General features: G+C 74.0%; 13 protein-coding genes. 5 read left to right on the forward strand and 8 right to left on the reverse strand.

The genetic code is table 11. From position 1 onward, the window contains the following. Positions 1-10: 10 nt before the first annotated feature. Positions 11-214, forward strand: a complete 204-nt coding sequence (locus FHS22_RS06880; RefSeq protein WP_184939408.1) for a hypothetical protein — start codon at positions 11-13, stop codon at positions 212-214. 81 nt (positions 215-295) lie between these two features. Here the strand turns inward: FHS22_RS06880 and FHS22_RS06885 are convergent, their stop codons facing one another. From FHS22_RS06885 to FHS22_RS06900, 4 genes are all read right to left on the reverse strand, one after another. After that, positions 296-1,159 (reverse strand): DNA-3-methyladenine glycosylase family protein, encoded by an 864-nt coding sequence (locus FHS22_RS06885; protein ID WP_184939647.1) that lies wholly within the window; start codon positions 1,157-1,159, stop codon positions 296-298. Positions 1,160-1,345: 186 nt separating this feature from the next. Beyond that, complete coding sequence (manB, locus tag FHS22_RS06890; protein WP_184939410.1) at positions 1,346-2,440, reverse strand: mannose-1-phosphate guanylyltransferase; 1,095 nt, start codon at positions 2,438-2,440, stop codon at positions 1,346-1,348. A gap of 63 nt (positions 2,441-2,503) precedes the next feature. Further along, positions 2,504-3,580, reverse strand: coding sequence for a lysylphosphatidylglycerol synthase domain-containing protein (locus FHS22_RS06895; RefSeq protein WP_338047632.1), 1,077 nt, complete (start codon positions 3,578-3,580; stop codon positions 2,504-2,506). An 11-nt stretch (positions 3,581-3,591) separates the two neighbouring features. Next, positions 3,592-4,431 (reverse strand): class I SAM-dependent methyltransferase, encoded by an 840-nt coding sequence (locus tag FHS22_RS06900; protein ID WP_184939412.1) that lies wholly within the window; start codon positions 4,429-4,431, stop codon positions 3,592-3,594. Between the two features lie 174 nt (positions 4,432-4,605). Between FHS22_RS06900 and FHS22_RS06905 the strand changes: the two genes are divergently transcribed. Beyond that, positions 4,606-5,571 (forward strand): lysylphosphatidylglycerol synthase domain-containing protein, encoded by a 966-nt coding sequence (locus FHS22_RS06905; RefSeq protein WP_184939413.1) that lies wholly within the window; start codon positions 4,606-4,608, stop codon positions 5,569-5,571. Here the strand turns inward: FHS22_RS06905 and FHS22_RS06910 are convergent. The 4 genes from FHS22_RS06910 to FHS22_RS06925 form a co-directional block, all read right to left on the reverse strand. Next, positions 5,517-6,611 carry a glycosyltransferase family 4 protein gene (locus FHS22_RS06910; RefSeq protein ID WP_184939415.1) on the reverse strand — a complete coding sequence of 365 codons (1,095 nt, stop codon included), beginning with the start codon at positions 6,609-6,611 and terminating at the stop codon, positions 5,517-5,519. The two genes, FHS22_RS06905 and FHS22_RS06910, sit on opposite strands and share 55 nt — an antisense overlap. Before the next feature lie 2 nt (positions 6,612-6,613). Then, complete coding sequence (locus FHS22_RS06915) at positions 6,614-7,543, reverse strand: glycosyltransferase family 2 protein (protein ID WP_184939416.1); 930 nt, start codon at positions 7,541-7,543, stop codon at positions 6,614-6,616. Between the two features lie 133 nt (positions 7,544-7,676). Continuing rightward, entirely contained in the window at positions 7,677-8,669 is a 993-nt protein-coding gene (locus FHS22_RS06920; RefSeq protein WP_184939418.1) for a hypothetical protein, read from the reverse strand. Positions 8,670-8,746: 77 nt separating this feature from the next. Then, positions 8,747-10,948 carry a hypothetical protein gene (locus tag FHS22_RS06925; RefSeq protein ID WP_338047633.1) on the reverse strand — a complete coding sequence of 734 codons (2,202 nt, stop codon included), beginning with the start codon at positions 10,946-10,948 and terminating at the stop codon, positions 8,747-8,749. A 124-nt stretch (positions 10,949-11,072) separates the two neighbouring features. On the opposite strand from FHS22_RS06925, the gene FHS22_RS06930 reads away from it, so the two are divergent. From FHS22_RS06930 to FHS22_RS06940, 3 genes are all read left to right on the forward strand, one after another. Then, positions 11,073-12,635, forward strand: a complete 1,563-nt coding sequence (locus tag FHS22_RS06930; RefSeq protein ID WP_338047634.1) for a hypothetical protein — start codon at positions 11,073-11,075, stop codon at positions 12,633-12,635. A 171-nt stretch (positions 12,636-12,806) separates the two neighbouring features. Then, positions 12,807-14,411 (forward strand): LCP family protein, encoded by a 1,605-nt coding sequence (locus FHS22_RS06935; protein WP_184939421.1) that lies wholly within the window; start codon positions 12,807-12,809, stop codon positions 14,409-14,411. A 259-nt stretch (positions 14,412-14,670) separates the two neighbouring features. Continuing rightward, positions 14,671-16,242, forward strand: a complete 1,572-nt coding sequence (locus tag FHS22_RS06940) for an acyltransferase family protein (protein WP_184939423.1) — start codon at positions 14,671-14,673, stop codon at positions 16,240-16,242.

A 16,242-nucleotide genomic window follows, 5' to 3' on the forward strand; every position in this document is an offset into this window, starting at 1 on the left:
GGAGACGAAAATGATCTGGTTCCTCCTCGCCCTCGCCGCCGTCGCCGCCCTCGCCCCGCTGATCGGAGCCGACACACGCGACGGTCGCGACTGGCAACCCACCGCCCCTTACGACCCCGACCCGTACGGCCTCGGCACGGGCGATGACCCCGTACCGGCGCCCGCGCCCCGCGAGCGGGTGGCCGCCCGCCGCTCGGCGCCGGCGGTCGGCTGACCCGGCGGCTCCACCCCGTCCGGGAAACCACGCCTCTCCGGACCGCGGAGGGCGGCTCAGATCCGGACCGCGGAGGGCGGCTCAGAAGGAGCGGTAGTCGCGCGGGGCCGTGCGGGGGCCCCGGGCCGGGGGCCTGCGGCCGGTCAGGGCGAGCAGGCGGGCGGCCCGGTGGCGGTGGCCCCGGTAGGGGGCGAGCAGCCGGAGCATCCCGGCGTCGTCGGTCCGCCGCCCGGTCAGCGACCAGCCGACCAGTGACGGCAGGTGGTAGTCGCCCACCGAGAGCGCGTCGGGATCGCCGTGCGAGCGCTGGCGCACCTCGGCCGAGGTCCACACCCCCACACCGGGCAGCGCCCGCAGCAGCAGGTCCAGCCCGGCGCTCTCCCCGGCCGCCTCCAGCTTCGCCGCGTGCCGGGCGGCGTTCGCGATCGTCCTGGCCCGTACGGCCTCCGCCCCGGCCCGGTGCCAGTCCCACGACGGGATCGACCACCACACCTCGGGCTCGGGGAAGACCCGCATGCCCTCGGGAGCCGGACCCGGCGCCGGCTCGCCGTACCGGGCCAGCAGCCACCGCCACGCCCGCCGGGCCTCGGCGAGCACGACCTTCTGCTCCAGCACCGCGGGCACCAGCGCCTCCAGCACCCGTGAGGTCCGCCCGATCCGCAGCCCCGGATGGCTCCCGGCCGCCCGGCGCACCGCCTCGTGCCCGGGGACGAACCCGGACAGGTCATCGTCCGCACCGAGCAGGGCGGGCATCGTCTCCAGCAGCCACCCCGCCCCCGGCCCCCACGCCGATCCCAGGACCTCCCCGCCCTGCGGGGAGAGCCGGAGGGTGCCCGGCCCGCACGGAGTGCGGCAGGTCCGCCAGATCGCCCCGCCGGGCGTGACGCGCCAGGTGGGGTCCCCGTCGCCGCGCCGGTACGGGTGCAGGGTGAGCCGGAGGTCCAGCGGCCCCTCCGGCCGCCAGCGCCGCTCACGGGCCCCGGACCGCCCGGCGGCGCCCTCCGCTCCTCCGGACGGCTCCGCACCCTCCGGTCCTCCGGGCGATTCCGCGCCCTCCGGTCCCGCCGACGGCGTCGCGGCCTCCGGTCCCGCGGACGGAGCCGGGCCGTACCGGAGATCCACCGAGCGCTCTCAGACGTCGCTGGAGAAGCGGACCGCGCACTCGGGAAGCACGACGCCCGGCCAGACGCGGCTGCCCGCGAGCAGCTCGTTGCCGGGGCCGACCACCGCGCCGTCGCCGACCACCGCGCCGCGCAGGACCGCGCCGGAGGCCACCCGCGCCCCGGCCCCGACCACCGAGTCGGCCACGATCGCCTCGGACTCGACCACGCAGTCGTCGCCCAGCACGCTCCCGGTGACCTTGGCCCCGGCATGCACCGCCGCGCGGGCTCCCACCGCCGTCCCCTCGCACACCTTGGCCTCCGGTGAGATCACGGCGCCGGGCAGCGCGAGGAGGTCCCCGGCCGGGCCGGGCAGCGCGGGCGAGGGCAGGCGGCCGAGGACCAGGTCGCGGGAGCCCTGGACGAAGGCGGCCGGGGTGCCCACGTCGAGCCAGTAGGAGGCGTCGGCGTAGCCGAGCACCAGGGCCCCGGCCTCGATCAGCCCGGGGAAGGTCTCCCGCTCGACCGAGACGACCTCGCCCGCCGGGATCGTGTCGATCACCGAGCGGGTGAAGACGTAGCAGCCCGCGTTGATCCGGTTGGTGACCGGGTTGGGCGTCTTCTCCAGGAAGGCGGTCACCCGGCCCTCGTCGTCGGTCGGCACGCAGCCGAACCGCGACGGGTCCTCGACCTCGGTCAGGTGCAGGGTGAGGGCGGCGCCCCGCTCGACGTGCCGGGCGACCTGGTCGGCGATGTCGTGCCCGGACAGGATGTCGCCGTTGAGCACCACCACCGGCGCGTCCGGGCCGCAGGTCAGCGCCTCGGCGGCGTTGCGGATGGCGCCGCCGGTGCCGAGCGGGGTCTCCTCGGTCACGTACTCGAGGGTGAGCCCGAAGGCCGAGCCGTCCCCGAACGCCTCGCAGAACATCTCCGCCCGGTAGGACGTGGCGAACACGATGCGCCGGACGCCGGCCGCGCGGGCCTGGGCGAGCTGGTGCGCGAGGAAGGGCACCCCGGCCGTGGGGAGCAGCGGCTTGGGCGTGCCGATCGTCAGCGGGCGCAGGCGCGTCCCCTGTCCTCCGACAAGAAGGATCGCCTCGAGTTCCCGCACGGAGGTCTCTGCCATCCCGTGAGATTAACCGACTATCCGGCGGCTCGCCGGTAAGCGCGCACATGTGCCTCGCACGAGTCACCCGCCCTCTCGGCGGGCGGGGCCGTTCACGGGGCTGTTCACGGGGCTGTTCACGGGGCCGGCCGCACGGCGGGCCGCCGCTCCCGCGGCGGCGGCGCAGAGCAGGTCCCCCAGGACGATCACCACCCGGGAGCAGAGCGCCGCCGCGAGGGCGGACCCGCGGTCCAGGACGGGCGCCAGCACGACCACCATGGCCCCCTCGCGCACCCCGGCTCCGGCCGGGACGACGAACGTCATGATCCCCAGGCACCAGGAGAGCGCGAACGCCCCGACGGAGAACACGGCCGCCGGCAGGCCGGAGGGGCCGAGCTCGTGCATGATCGCGGCCAGGTGCAGGCCGTACGCGGTCCAGCCGAGCAGCGCCCAGCCCAGTGCGGTGAGCATGCCGCGCCGGGTGAGCGGGCGCTCCAGCGGCTCCCGGCCCAGCCTCCGCAGCCCGAACCCGATCACCGCGTTGACCACCCGCGGCTCGAACGCCACCGCGAGCACCGGCAGCAGCAGGAACGCCCACGTGTACGGCGCCGCGGCCCCGGGCAGCGCGGCCGGCAGCGTCACCGCGGAGACCAGCAGCCCGCTGCCGAGCTGGACCGGCATGGTCAGGAAGAACGCCGCCGCGCTGCGCGGCCGGGGGACGCCCAGCTCGCGGCCCATCTCCATCTGGGCGAGGACCGGCCAGACGGAGCCGGGGATGTACTTGCCGAGCTGCCCGACGAAGAAGACCCGGGCGGCCGGGCGGAGCGGGAGCGGCGAGCCGAGGTCGGCCAGGAGCGCCCGCCACGTCATCATCCCGCCGCACAGCGCCGCGACCACCGCCACCAGCGAGAGCGCCAGGGCCTGCCACGACAGCCGGGCGAACCCGGCGCGGACGGCCTCCCACTGGCTCGCCACCGCCCATGCCCCGAAGCCGAGGGCCACCAGCAGGAAGGCCGACCGGACCAGCCGCCTGACCGGGGACGGGCGCCCCGGCCCCGCGTCCCCGGAGGCCGGGGAGGTCTCCGGGGGGACGGCCGCCGCGGGATCCGGAGCCCCGGAACCGGAGACCGCGGGGCCGGGAGCCCCGGGCCCGGAGGTCACCGGGTCGGGGCTCACAGCGCCCGGACCGGGTCGGGCGGCTGGGGCAGGCGGGCCCCGGCCGGGCGGCGGGTGCTCTTGGTCGCGACCCACAGGTAGGTCGGCACCACCGGAAGCAGCGCGCGCAGCACCGGGCGCGGCAGCCGGGAGAGCACGCCCCCGGCGGCGCGGCCGACCGCGCCGGGGAACAGCTCGGACCCGGCGAAGGCCGCGGGGGTGGCGAGCACCGGGAAGGTGTAGTCCCAGACCCGGAGGCCGCGGACCATCCTCCGCAGGCCGCGGCGGGTCCGGTAGCGCTCGTAGTAGCTGTCGGCCCGGCCGGACAGGCGCACGTAGCGGTCGGCCAGGGCGGGCGGCAGGTAGGACAGGAACGGCAGCCTGTAGTGCGGCTCCATCACCCCGAGCCGGTTGCCCAGCCCCAGGTAGAGCACGCCGTCGGCGCTGAGCACCCGGCGCATCTCCGCCATGATCGCGTCGGGGTCGACCACGTGCTCGTAGATGTGGTTGAAGACCAGCACGTCGATCGAGCCGTCGGGGAAGGGCAGCGCGGTGCCGTCGGCGCAGACGAACTCGACCCGCTCGCCGAAGCGCGCGGCCGCCTTGCGCAGACCGGGCACGTCGATGTCCACGCCGAAGGTCCTGGCGGCGCCCGCGTTCGCCAGTTCGTCGGCGATGAACCCCGCCGAGCAGCCGATGTCGGCGACGGTCAGGCCCGCCAGGACGTCGGACTCCCGGCCGAGGAAGTGGCCGAGCACGGCCACGATCTTCGCGGCCTTCCTGCGGCGCTTCGCCTCGTCCAGCATCGCCGCCTGGAACTCGGAGTACTCAAGCTGCGCCTGCCGTTGCGCGCCCATCGGCCGCTCACCATTCCTCATCCGCCGTCCACGATGCCTGCGGCCCGCCCGCCGGGGCGCACCGGTCCTCGCGACCCGCCGCGCCCGCGGCGGGCCCGCTCGGTCACGGGGCCCTAGGCTACCGGCGCGGCCGAACCCTACCGCCGGGTAACGACAACGTCGTACGCTTGGCCGATGCTCACCCGACTGCTCGGCCGACTGCGATCGAGCCGCCTGCTCCGCGTGCTGCTCGCGCTGGTCGCGCTGGCCTTCGTCGGATACGGCCTGGCCCGGAACTGGGACGACACGGTCTCCGCGCTCGCCAGGCTGTCCTGGTGGTCGGTGGCCGGGGCGTGCGCCGCGGTGGCGGCCGGAATCTGGATCATGATGATCGCCTGGCAGCGGACCCTGGCCGGACTCGGCTCCGAGTTCCCGCTCCGGGTGGCCGCGCGCGTGCTGTTCGTCGGCCAGCTCGGCAAGTACGTCCCCGGCTCGGTCTGGGCCTACGCCGCGATGATGGAGCTGGGCCGCGACCACGGCTGCCCGCCCCGGCGCACCTTCGGCGGCACCTCGATCGCCCTGGTGGTCTCCCTCGGCTGCGCGGTCGGCCTGGCCGCCGCCACCCTCCCGTTCACCGCCCGGGAGGTGGCGGAGAAGACCTGGTACCTCGCGCTGGTCATCCCGGTGATCGTCGTCTGCCTGCACCCGAGGGTCCTCGCCTGGGGCCTGAACCAGGCGCTGCGGATCGCCCGCAGGGAGCCCTTCGACGAGGTGCTCTCCGGCCGCACCCTGGCGGCCGTCACGGCGTGGACGGTCACCGGCTGGCTGGTGTACGGCCTGCACCTCTGGCTGGTCATGGGCGACCTGACCGGCGACTTCTCGCTCTACCTGCTCGGCGCGGGCGCCTACGCCTTCGCCTGGGCCACCGGCCTGCTGTTCGCCTTCATCCCGGCCGGGGTGGGCGTGCGCGAGGGCGCGATGCTCCTGGTCCTCGCGCCGACGGTCGGCACGGCCAACGCCCTCGTCGCCGCCGTGCTCTCCCGCCTGGTCTTCACCTTCGCCGACGTGGCCTGGGCCGGACTCGGGTTCCTGCTCGGCCGCCGGGCTCAGCGCCCGGCGGAGCCCGCCGACAGCAGCGCCTCGACGTACGCCGCCCAGTAGGGCTCCGGGTCCACGGCCTTCACCCCGGCGCGCAGCCGCTCCGGCTCGCCCGGCCGGTAGAAGCGCTCCAGCGCCTCGCGCAGCGCCTCCACCGAGCCCGGCTCGACCAGCAGGCCGTCCACCCCGTCGGTGACGTGCTCGCCCAGCGTCCCCACCCGGGTGGCGACCACCGGCACACCCTGCTCGTGGCCGAGCCAGACCTGCTGGCTGGCCGTACCGCTCCGGTAGGGCAGCACGAGCGCGTCCACGTCCTCGAACAGTCCCGGCACGTCCTCGGCCGCGACGTAGCCGGGCCGCAGCTCCACCCGGTCGGTGAGCCCCAGCCCGTCGACCAGCGACTGCGTCTCCTCCAGTCCGCCCCAGAACTCCCCCGCCACCCGGAGCGAGACGCCCTCGGGCAGCGCGCGGATCAGCAGATCGAGCCCCTTGTACGGCCGGACCAGCCCGAAGAACAGCAGCCGCCCCCGCGCCCCCATCGGCCGGGGCCTCCCGAAGCCGCTCTCCGGCGCCTTCACCGGCAGGTGCGGGGCCATCTGCGCCACGGCCACCGGCACGGGCGCCAGCTCGCGGGCCAGCGCCGCCTGCGCCTCGGAGTGCGCGAGCACCCCGTCCACCCGGCGCAGCAGCGCTTTCATCAGCGGCGCGTCGTACGGCTTGCGCTCGTGCGGCAGCACGTTGTGGCACAGCGCCATCACCGGCGTCCCGCGGCGCAGGCCGTACAGGATGCCCAGGTAGGGCGGGACCTGCACGGGACTGAGCACGGCGAGGATCACCAGGTCGGCGGTGCGCAGCCGGCGCCCGCACGCGACCCAGCCGTCCGGGCGTCGCCAGTCGAGCCGCCGGAAGGACCTCGGGTACGGCTCCCCGTCGGGGGTCTCCACGGTCTGGCGGCCGGGGTAGAGGAACGACGGGTACTGCGCCTGCCACGACTCGACGACCACGTCGTGCCCGGCGGCGCTCAGGCGGTGGGCCAGCTCGGTGGTGTGCGCGGCGCCGCCGCCCTTGTAGGGGTAGGTCGGCCCGACGATCGCGATCCGCATGCCTACTCGCTCCTGGAGCGCACGATGAGGTCGGCCAGGAGCGCCAGCGACCCGATCAGCAGCCCGGTCACGAAGATGATGATCGTGTTGTTGGCCAGGTAGAACGGGGTCTTGACGTTGTCGTAGACCCCCTTGGCGATCCCGAGCCCGACCAGCCAGATCGCCGGCGGCATGAGCACCTTGAGCGGGTTGAAGTACATCACCATCCGCAGCACCTGCAGGATGTAGCGGTAGGCGTCGGAGACGAAGCTGAACTTCGACTTCCCGGCCCGCTTGCTGTACTCGATCGGCAGGTAGTAGACGTCGTGCTGGTTCGACAGGAACGACAGCGTGATCGTCGTGACGCAGGAGAACCCGGGCGGGAGCAGTCGCAGGTACGGCCGGGCGACCGACTTGCGGAACGCGCGGAGCCCGGAGTTGAGGTCGGGGATCCTCTGCCCGGCCAGCATCTCGGCGATCTTCCGGATGACCAGCTTGGCCGGGACCCGCAGGAACTTGTGCGAGCCCTCCTCGGTGGTCCGCGCGCCCACGACCTGGTCGATCGCGGTGTCCTTCTCCAGGATCCGGACCAGCTCGGGGATGCGCTCGTTCGGGTAGGTCATGTCCGCGTCGGTCCACACGACGATCTCGCCGCGCGCCTCCTGCGTGCCGATCCTGCGGACCGTTCCCGAGCCGCCGTTGCGGTGGAACGCCCTGATCCGCATGTTCGGGAAGCGCGGCGCGGCCTCCCGCAGGCGGGCGAGGGTCTGGTCGGTGGAGCAGTCGTCCACGGCCACGAGCTCGTAGGTGTAGCCGCTGTCGTCCATGGCCCGGCAGATGCGCTCGACCTCGTCGATGACGTGGTCCTGCTCGTTGTAGCAGGGCAGGACGATCGTGACGTACGGCGTTGCGTCCACAGCTGGTTCACTCTCGGGGGTCTCGGGCGTGCTCACGACGGGCGAGGATACTCTGCCCAGCTTGGCCCCGTATCCACATCACCCCGTTCGGCGACCTCACGCCGCCTCCGGAGAAGGCGGCGGGGACCACCGGCGTCCGCGGTGACACCGCCTCCCCGCCGGGCGGCCGCTACTCGCCGGCCTCGACGGGATACACCGCCAGGACACCGGGCAGGAGCTTCAGCGCCCTGGCGATCCCGGCCGTCCCGGTGGGGTCGATCGGGGTGGAGAGCTTCACGTAGAAGGTCTCGTACATCTGGTCCGGGCGGCGAGGCCCCCCGAAGTGGAACCTGTACATCTGGTCCGGCCCGAGAGGTCTCATGAGGCGCAGGGCCTCCGACTCGTGGTGCCGCATCAGTCTCATGAGGTGCCCGCGGTCCTGCAGGTAGATCGTCTCGGCTCCCGGCAGGTCCCACAACCGGGCGACGACCGCCTCCTTCTCCGCCTCGGTGGCGGCGCCCTCGACTCCGGCGGGACGGTTCTCCACGCACTCCTTCTTCAACCGGTCGTCCTTCGCGCACAGGACGATCTCGAGATCCGCCTTCCCCGCCCAGAAGTTCGAAGGCTCCGGCAGCACCGTCTCGACCTCGGGGAACGCCTTCAGCCGCGCGGCCACCACGGCGAAGTCGCCGCTCCGGCGCAGCGTCCCCGTGAGGGAGGGCGCGAAGACCGCACCGGCGAGCATCGTCTGCTCGTCCATGGCGGTGTAGCGGGCCATCATGGCCCGGCGGACCATCGTCTCGTCCTTGAAGACGACCTCGGCCAGTTCAGGCATGGCCCGCATGCGGTCGGCCACCTTCCGGTAGTCGGCCTCCGTGGCCTTCGGCCTGCCGGGGCAGCTTCCCCCTCCCGGCCCGTAGCCGCCGCACAGGGAGACCCAGAACCGCAACGGCTCGGGGAACGCCGCATCCGGCGGGGGCAGCGGGCGCAGGGACCGCTCGTAGAGGTACCAGCCCCCGGCTCCGGCCGCCCCGAACACCACCAGCACCGCGGCGCAGACGGCCAGCAGCCGGGCGTGCGCCCGCAGCCAGAGCTGGAGCCGCGGCTCCCGGTCTGGGTCGCCGGAGCCGAAGGAGAGCTCCTCGTACCCGGAGGACGGTTCACCATGATCGGGAAACGACATGGGCCGACTATGCCAAACACCACCAGGCGATGACCATACGGACATCGATCGAGAGGGGCCGGGTGCCGCCGGGCGCCTCAGGGCACCGCCATCCAGACGTCGACCGCGAGGGACCAGGTCCCGTCCGGGGCCTTGACCAGGGAGCGCTCGTCCTGCCGGGTGCGCAGGGCCATCACCCGCACCGGCGTGCCGTACGGCGTGAGCTGACCCGCCTCGGCGGCGAGCAGGACCGGGGTACGGCCCGCCGCCCGGATCCGGCCGGTCAGGCGGGTGACGTCGGCCGGGGCCGGGAGGCTGGTGCCGGGGACGACCGCGACCCCGGCGGCGGGCACGCCGCACAGCCCCCGGACGAGCTGGGTGAACCGGTCGGCGGTCACCCGCTCCGCGAGCAGGACCGAGGCGTTCTCCGGGAGGGCGGCGCACATGGCCTCGACCGCCGCGCGCTCCCCCCGCCCGACCGGCGTGAAGGCGGTACCGATGGAGGTGACGGCCGGGGGGACGAGCAGCAGCGCCGCGCCGAGGACGGCGAACCGGGCCGGAGCGGCGGCGAACCAGGACCGGACGGCCGCCAGGAGGTCTCTGACCGCGGACGGGAGCCGGGCGGCGGCGTGCTCCGGCTCCCGGATCCTCTCCTCGATCCGGCGCAGGCCCCAGGCCGCGAGCAGGATCATGCCGGGGATCACCACGGGGACCAGCCGACGGGCGGCGAAGGGGTGGTCGGGGGTGATGGCCGGGCGGTAGAGCGTGGTGACCGTCGTCCAGCCGATGACCATCAGCGGGAGCAGCCACTCCGGAGCGGCCCCTCTGGCCACCCTCCGGGTCAGTACGGCCGCCGCCGCCGTGGCGAGCACCACGGCCGGGAGCCCGACGTACCAGACCACCCAGTGCAGCGAATCCTCGTAGTAGAGCCGGGTGCCGTCCGCCGGCAGCCCGTTCGCCTGCTGGGTCTTGGCGATGAACTCGGAGGTCAGCAGGTCCTCGGGGGTGGTGGCGTGCCGGGTCACGGTCTGCAGCCACGGCCGGGCCGCGAACAGGGCCACGACGCCCGCGACCGCCCCGCCGGCGATCCCGGGCAGCCGCCGGATCCGGGCGGCCCGGCGCAGCGGGCCCGCGAGCCGGGGAGCCAGCGCGGCTCCGGCCAGCGTGAGGAGCAGGACGGCTCCGCAGACCGCCAGCAGGGGCTTCAGCGAGCCGGAGAGGTAGTTCAGGTACGGCCGGGAGAGCAGGGAGGCGGCGCCCAGGCCGAGACCGGCCCCGGCCAGCAGTCCGGCCAGCAGCGGCGCCCCGAGCCGCGCCTCCGGGCGCGGACCGGGTCCTGTCCGTTCGGCACCGGGTGGCTCCGCCTCGTGGGTGTCCGGCGCCGCCTCCGCGCCGTTCTCCACCCGGCGCAGGGCGATCAGCAGGCCCGCGTAGGCCGGCACGGGCAGCACGTCCCGCAGGCCGTCGATCCTGACCAGGACGGCCAGCCCGAGCACCAGCCCGGCCAGGGCGGCCCCGGCGGCGGCCCCCCGGCCCCCTCCGGCGGTTCCGTCGGCCCCGCCCGAGGGCGCGGGGAGCCGGGACCGGGCGTCGAGCAGCAGGGTCATGCCGCCGAACAGCATGATCAGGGACGGGATCTCGCTGAAGGAGGTCCGGGACGTGTAGAGGATCGGCAGGCTCAACGCGAACGCGAGCGCCGCGACCGGCGCCCGGCGCGCCCCGGCCAGCCGGGCCACCACTCCGGCGAAGACCAGCACCGCCAGGGCGCCCAGCACCGGCGGGGCGAGCAGCAGCCCGGGCAGGCCGCCCAGCCAGTGCCCGGCCGCGTGGAGCATCGGCGGCCCCGGCATGAACTGCGGCACGACCGCACCGTCGTGGTCGTAGAAGCCCACGCTGCCGAAGAGGAGTGCCGGGTCGGGCCCGCCGAAGGCCGCCTCGCCGTACGGGATCGGCAGGGAACCGTGCTCCGCCAGCCAGGCGGCGTACTGCGCGTAGGTGGCGGGGTCGCGGCGGACGATCAGCTGCTCGCTGTGGAGGACGGTGTTGACGACCCACGAGCCCAGCGCCGCGGCCAGCACCCCGCCCGTCTGCCGGGCGGTCGCCCCGGGGATCGCGGGCAGGCGGCGCAGGCCGTACCGGCAGAGCAGAACGGCGGCGGCCGTGCCCGACGGGACCGCGACGAGCGGGTGGAACCGGCCGAGCAGCAGCAGCGGGAGCCCGGCCAGCAGCCAGCCCGCGAGCACGAGCGCGGGCGCGGCCGACACCGCGGCGAGCACCCGTCCCGCCGAGGGTCTCCGCACACGATCCAGCAGACCGGCCTCCATGATTGACCGAGGGTAGCGGCAGCGGCCGGTACGGCCCGCCTCGCGATCCCGCCGCCGGCGACCGGCCCGGACCCGCCGGAGCCGATAACGTACGCGGGACGTGCGAAAGGGGCGGCGGGTGGTCGGGCTGGTGCGGCGGGACCGGGCGCTTGCGGCGTGGAGGCGGTGGACGGCCCGGATCGGCGACCTCGCGCGGAGGCCGTCGCGCGGGCGTGCGCCGCGGCTGCGGGGGGACCGGCGGCCGCCGTCGCTCCGCGACCACCGGTGGTTCCTGGGAGTGCTGGGGGCCGGGGCCGTCCTGCGGGCGGTCACGATGCTGGGCTACCGGCCGGCGCTCTGGTTCCCCGACTCCTACACCTACGTCGTCACCGCGCTGAGGCCCCGCCCCGACCTGGTCCGCCCCGCCGGGTACTCGATGTTCCTGCGCCTGCTGGAGCCGCTGCACAGCTTCGCCGCCGTCGCCCTGGCCCAGCACCTGCTCGGGCTCCTCGTCGGCGTGCTGGTCTACCTGACGGCCCGGCGGGCGGGCGTTGCGGGGTGGGCCGCGGCGCTCGCCTCGGCGCCCGCGCTCCTGGACGCCTACCAGGTCGAGCTGGAGCACCTGCTGGTCTCCGACACCCTGTTCGCCGTGCTGGTCGTGGCGGCGGCCCGCCTGTCCGTCTCCCCGCGCCTGACATGGCGTACGGCGTGCGGGATCGGCCTGCTGCTCGCGGCGGCGACGCTCACCAGGACCGTCGGCCTCCCGCTGGTCGCGGTCTTCGCCGCCTGGCTGCTGTACCGGGCGCGGGGCCGGGTCCTGGCGGCCGGGGTCATGCTGGCCGCGGCGGCGCTGCCGGTCCTGGGCTACGGGGTGTGGTTCCACGCGACCTACCAGCGGGTCGGCATCGTGGGCGCGAACGGGGTCTTCCTCTACTCCAAGACGATGACGTTCGCCGACTGCTCGGTGATGGACCCCCCGCCGGACCTGGCGGTGCTCTGCGACCCCCGGCCGCCGGCGCAGCGGCCCCCCGCGCAGGAGTACATCTGGAGCTCCGAGTCCGCGCTGGTGAAGCTGCCCGGCATCACCTTCACCGAGGAGACCGACACCCTGGCCGGGCGGTTCGCCTCGCTGGCCATCCGGAGCCAGCCGCTCGACTACGCCGGCTCGGTCCTGTCGGAGCTGGCCCGCTCCTTCACCTGGGACCGCCCGGTCTACCCGGACGCGGAGGTCTACGGCTACTACCGGTTCCCGGCCGCGACCCCGCCGCCGCCGGGCCGGTACCCGGCCACGGTCGGGGCGGAGTTCGCGCAGCGCTACGAGCGGGGGCCGATCTCCACCGTGATCGCCGAGCCGTACGCCGGCTGGATGCGGTCCTACCAGGACGCGGTCCGGCTGCCCGGCGCGGTGCTGCTGGTGGTCCTGCTGCTCCCGCCGGCCCTGGCGGGCCTGCGGTGGCGGCGTGCCCGGAGGGGGGCGGCGGACGCCTCCGGCGGCGCGGCGGACGCGGACCCGGGGGCGGGCTCGGCGGCGTGGGCGCTGCCCTGGGTGACGGCGGTGGCCCTGCTCGTGGTGCCTCCGGCCGTGGCGGAGTTCGACTACCGGTACGTCCTGCCCGCCGTGCCGCTCGCCTGCCTGGCCCTCGCCCTGGTCACGGGTAAAGCTTTTTTCAAGAACATTCCATGAAATGTCCGAATTTGAGTATGCTTGGCGGCCGGATCATCAGGACGGCGAGGGGGACCGCCATGGCCAAATTCAGCCCATCACGGCTCCCCGCGCGCGTCGCGTGACCTACTCTTTGGGCGCGATGAGCGAGTTCAAGCAGCCCAGTGTGTTGCCGCCAAGCGAGGGGATCGCATGAGCGACCACCGGCATGTCGCCGTGAAGGAGCGCCAGGCCGTACCTGCCGTGCCCGGCCGCCGGGCCTCCCGGCGCGCCGGCGACGGCGGCCCGCCGCCGGAGGACCGCGCGCGGGGCGGTGAGCCGCCCCGCGGCAGGGGCGGCAGAGGGAGCCGGACCCGGCGCATCGGCCCGGGCGGCTGGGCCAGCATCGGCCTGACCGGCCTCCTGGTGCTCGGCACCCTCGGCGGCTACAAGCTCTACCGCGACACCCTCGGCAACATCGAGGGCGTCTCGATCAAGGACAAGCTCAGCGAGAACCGGCCGGTCAACCAGACCGGGGCGCTCAACGTGCTGCTGGTCGGCTCGGACACCCGCGAGGGCGACAACCTCAGATACGGCCAGAAGATGGCCGACGCGGGCAAGCGCACCGACACGATCATCCTCATGCACATCTCGCCCAACCGCGACAAGGCGACGCTGGTCAGCTTCCCCCGCGACTCCATGGTGGACATGCCCGCCTGCAGGAACGAGAACGGCGCTCCGGTCGCCGCCCGGCACGACATGATCAACTCCGCCTACAACGTGGGCGGCATCACCTGCACGATCGACACGATCGAAGCTCTGACCGACATCCGCATCGACCACTTCGTCGAGGTGGACTTCACCGGCTTCAAGAACATCGTGGACGCCCTGGGCGGCATCAGGATCTGCCTGAAGAGCCCGGTCGACAGCAAGAAGGCCAAGCTCACCCTCCCCGCGGGCTGGAACAACCTCAACGGGGAGAAGGCCCTGGGCTACGTGCGGCTGCGCGACTACGGCGACGGCAGCGACATCCAGCGGATCAAGCGCCAGCAGGTCTTCCTCACCAAGGTGGTGCAGAAGGCGACCAGCAGCGACCTGCTCACCGACCCCGCGAGGCTCCTCGACTTCGTCACCCAGGCGGCCAGGTCGGTCCGGATGGACGAGGAACTGGCGAAGGACCCCCAGACCCTGGTCGACATCGCCTCCAGCGCCAAGGCGCTGACCGCGAGCGGCGTCAAGTTCATCACCGTCCCGTGGGGCGCGGACCCGGCCGACAAGAACCGGGTCGTCTGGAAGCAGCCGCAGGCGAACGAGCTGTTCGAGTCCATCAAGAACGACACCGAGGTCGTCCCCACCGCCTCTCCCAGCAGCGGCCCCGCCAAGCCGGCCGTCAAGCACGAGCAGGTCCGGGTCCAGGTCTTCAACGGCACCGGCAAGCCGGGGCTGGCCACGGAGGTCGCCGGGAAGCTGGCCGCCCAGGGCTTCGTGGTGACCCACGTCGGCGACGCCACGACGGCCGCGGGGAACGTGCCCGCGACCGCGGTGCGCTACGGCAAGAAGGACGCCGCGGAGGGGCCGGCCTACGCCGACGCGCTGGCCGCGCGGCTCTCCGGCGAGAAGCTCGCCCCGACCGAGGGCAAGGTCAAGCCCGGCACCATCACGAAGTACGCGCCGGCCACCCCGATCACCGAGACCCCCGCCGGCCCGGTCGTCCAGCTGGTCATCGGCGACGACTGGAAGGGCGTCCGGGTCCCCACCAAGATCCCCGACTCCCTCAAGGACTCCGTGGTCGACACCAAGACCGACCCCTGCCAGTGAGCCCGCGGCCGCCGTGGGGCCGCGCCTCCGGCGTGGTCCCACGGCGGCCGAACAATTACAATTTCCCGTTAACCGGCTCGAACATCCCCGGTCGTGCGACAGTCCGCACGCCACCGGTTTAGGGTGGTCGAGTCGGGTCGGCGAGGCGAAACCCCGCGCGGTCACCGTCCCCGGGGCACCTTCGCCGGCGTGTCCGACGACCTGTCCGTCCCGGCGGGCAGCGACCTCCGTCTCCGACAGATAGCTGAGCATCCCCCTCGTGAGCGACACCCGACCCCCCTTCCCGGTTCCGGCGCCCAGGGACGACGACGCCTCCGGCGGCGTTCCCGGCGGGTTCGCCGCCGGACAGGGGCGGAAGCCCGCACCGTGGCCGATGCCCGAGAACGCGCAGCCCTCTCCGTCGGCCCGGCCCGAGCCCGCCTGGCCCGAGCTGCCGGACTCCGGGCCGGCCGTCTCCGGGCGGCGCGGGCGCCGGGCGCGCGAGGAGGAGTCGCCCGGCGAGGTCACCGCGTGGGGCTACCCGGTCTACGAGGAGCCCCGGCCGTCCGGCCCGCTGGAGGTCGGCGGGCTCCCCGTCCCGCAGGCCGCTCCGGCCCCGCAGGTTGCTCCGGTCCCGCAGACCGCCCCCGGCGAGCGGCCCTTCTCCTACTGGGGGAGCTCCCCGGAGCGGGAGCCCGAGCCCGCCTCGTGGAGCGGGGCGTGGGGGCGCCACCCCGGGGAGGAGCCGCGGCACGGGGGCGGAGCGGGTCCCGAGGAGGAGCCCGAGGCTCCCCCGGCCAGGAAGAAGCGCGAGCCGTACCTCGACAACGTCAAGTTCGTGCTGATCGCCATGGTCGTCACCGGGCACGCGCTCGTGCCCACGTTCGAGGCGCACTCGGCCAAGTCCGTGTACCTGTTCATCTACACGTTCCACATGCCGGCGTTCGTGCTGATCAGCGGCTATCTCGGCCGGAACTTCTGGAACTCCAACGCGAAGATCAACAAGCTGGTCGACACCATGCTGGTGCCGTACGTGGTCGTGGAGATCGGCTACGCGCTGCTCCGCGCCGCGGTGGGCCAGAAGTGGACCCTGACGATCATCGACCCGGCCTGGCTGAACTGGTACCTGCTGGCCCTGGTGCTCTGGCGGATCTCCTCCCCCATCTGGACCCGCATGCGGCAGCCCCTGCTGGTCGCGGTGGCCATCTACATGATGGCCGGGTTCTCGGAGATCTCCGGCGACTTCAGCCTCGACCGGTTCTTCGGGCTGCTCCCGTTCTACGTGCTCGGCATGATGCTCAAGCCGGAGCACTTCGACCTGCTCAAGCCGCTCTGGGTGCGGATCACGGCGGGCGTCGTGATGGCGGGCGCCGCCGCCGTGGCGATCGTCATCGCGCCGCGCGTCAGCCTCAAGCCCGTCTACTTCCGCTACAGCTTCAAGAAGATGGACATGGACTGGTGGATCGGGCTCGGCGTCCGCGGCGCCATCCTGGTCGCGGCGCTCGTCCTGACGTTCGCGCTGCTGGCCCTGGTGCCCCGGCGCGAGACCTGGTTCTCCGACCTCGGCACCCGCACGCTCTACGCCTACCTGCTGCACGGCGTGGTGGTGCTCGTCGCCAAGGACCAGGGCTGGCTGAACTTCTCCTGGCTGCACGGCCCGCTGGGCGTGCTGGCCATCATGTCGAGCTCGGTGGCGCTGGCCATCGTGCTCTGCCTGCCGGAGACCCGCACGCTCTTCAAGTGGCTGCTGGAGCCCCGCCTGGTCTGGCTCTACCGGCGCCCCTCCGAACCCTCCGCGGAGAAGGACGCCCCGGCCGGGGCCAAGGAGAGTTCAGCGGCAGTTACCCGGTAA

This window comes from Thiemannella venezuelensis (genome assembly GCF_014203605.1).
Taxonomy (GTDB): domain Bacteria; phylum Actinomycetota; class Actinomycetes; order Streptosporangiales; family Streptosporangiaceae; genus Planomonospora_A; species Planomonospora_A venezuelensis.

Excerpts from the sequence above, each read along its gene's own strand:
- FHS22_RS06920 (WP_184939418.1), bottom strand. The coding sequence starts at position 8,669 with ATGTCGTTTCCCGATCATGGTGAACCGTCCTCCGGGTACGAGGAGCTC.
- FHS22_RS06910 (WP_184939415.1), bottom strand. The coding sequence starts at position 6,611 with ATGCGGATCGCGATCGTCGGGCCGACCTACCCCTACAAGGGCGGCGGC.
- FHS22_RS06935 (WP_184939421.1), top strand. The coding sequence starts at position 12,807 with ATGAGCGACCACCGGCATGTCGCCGTGAAGGAGCGCCAGGCCGTACCT.
- FHS22_RS06880 (WP_184939408.1), top strand. The coding sequence starts at position 11 with ATGATCTGGTTCCTCCTCGCCCTCGCCGCCGTCGCCGCCCTCGCCCCG.
- FHS22_RS06905 (WP_184939413.1), top strand. The coding sequence starts at position 4,606 with ATGCTCACCCGACTGCTCGGCCGACTGCGATCGAGCCGCCTGCTCCGC.
- manB (WP_184939410.1), bottom strand. The coding sequence starts at position 2,440 with ATGGCAGAGACCTCCGTGCGGGAACTCGAGGCGATCCTTCTTGTCGGA.
- FHS22_RS06900 (WP_184939412.1), bottom strand. The coding sequence starts at position 4,431 with ATGGGCGCGCAACGGCAGGCGCAGCTTGAGTACTCCGAGTTCCAGGCG.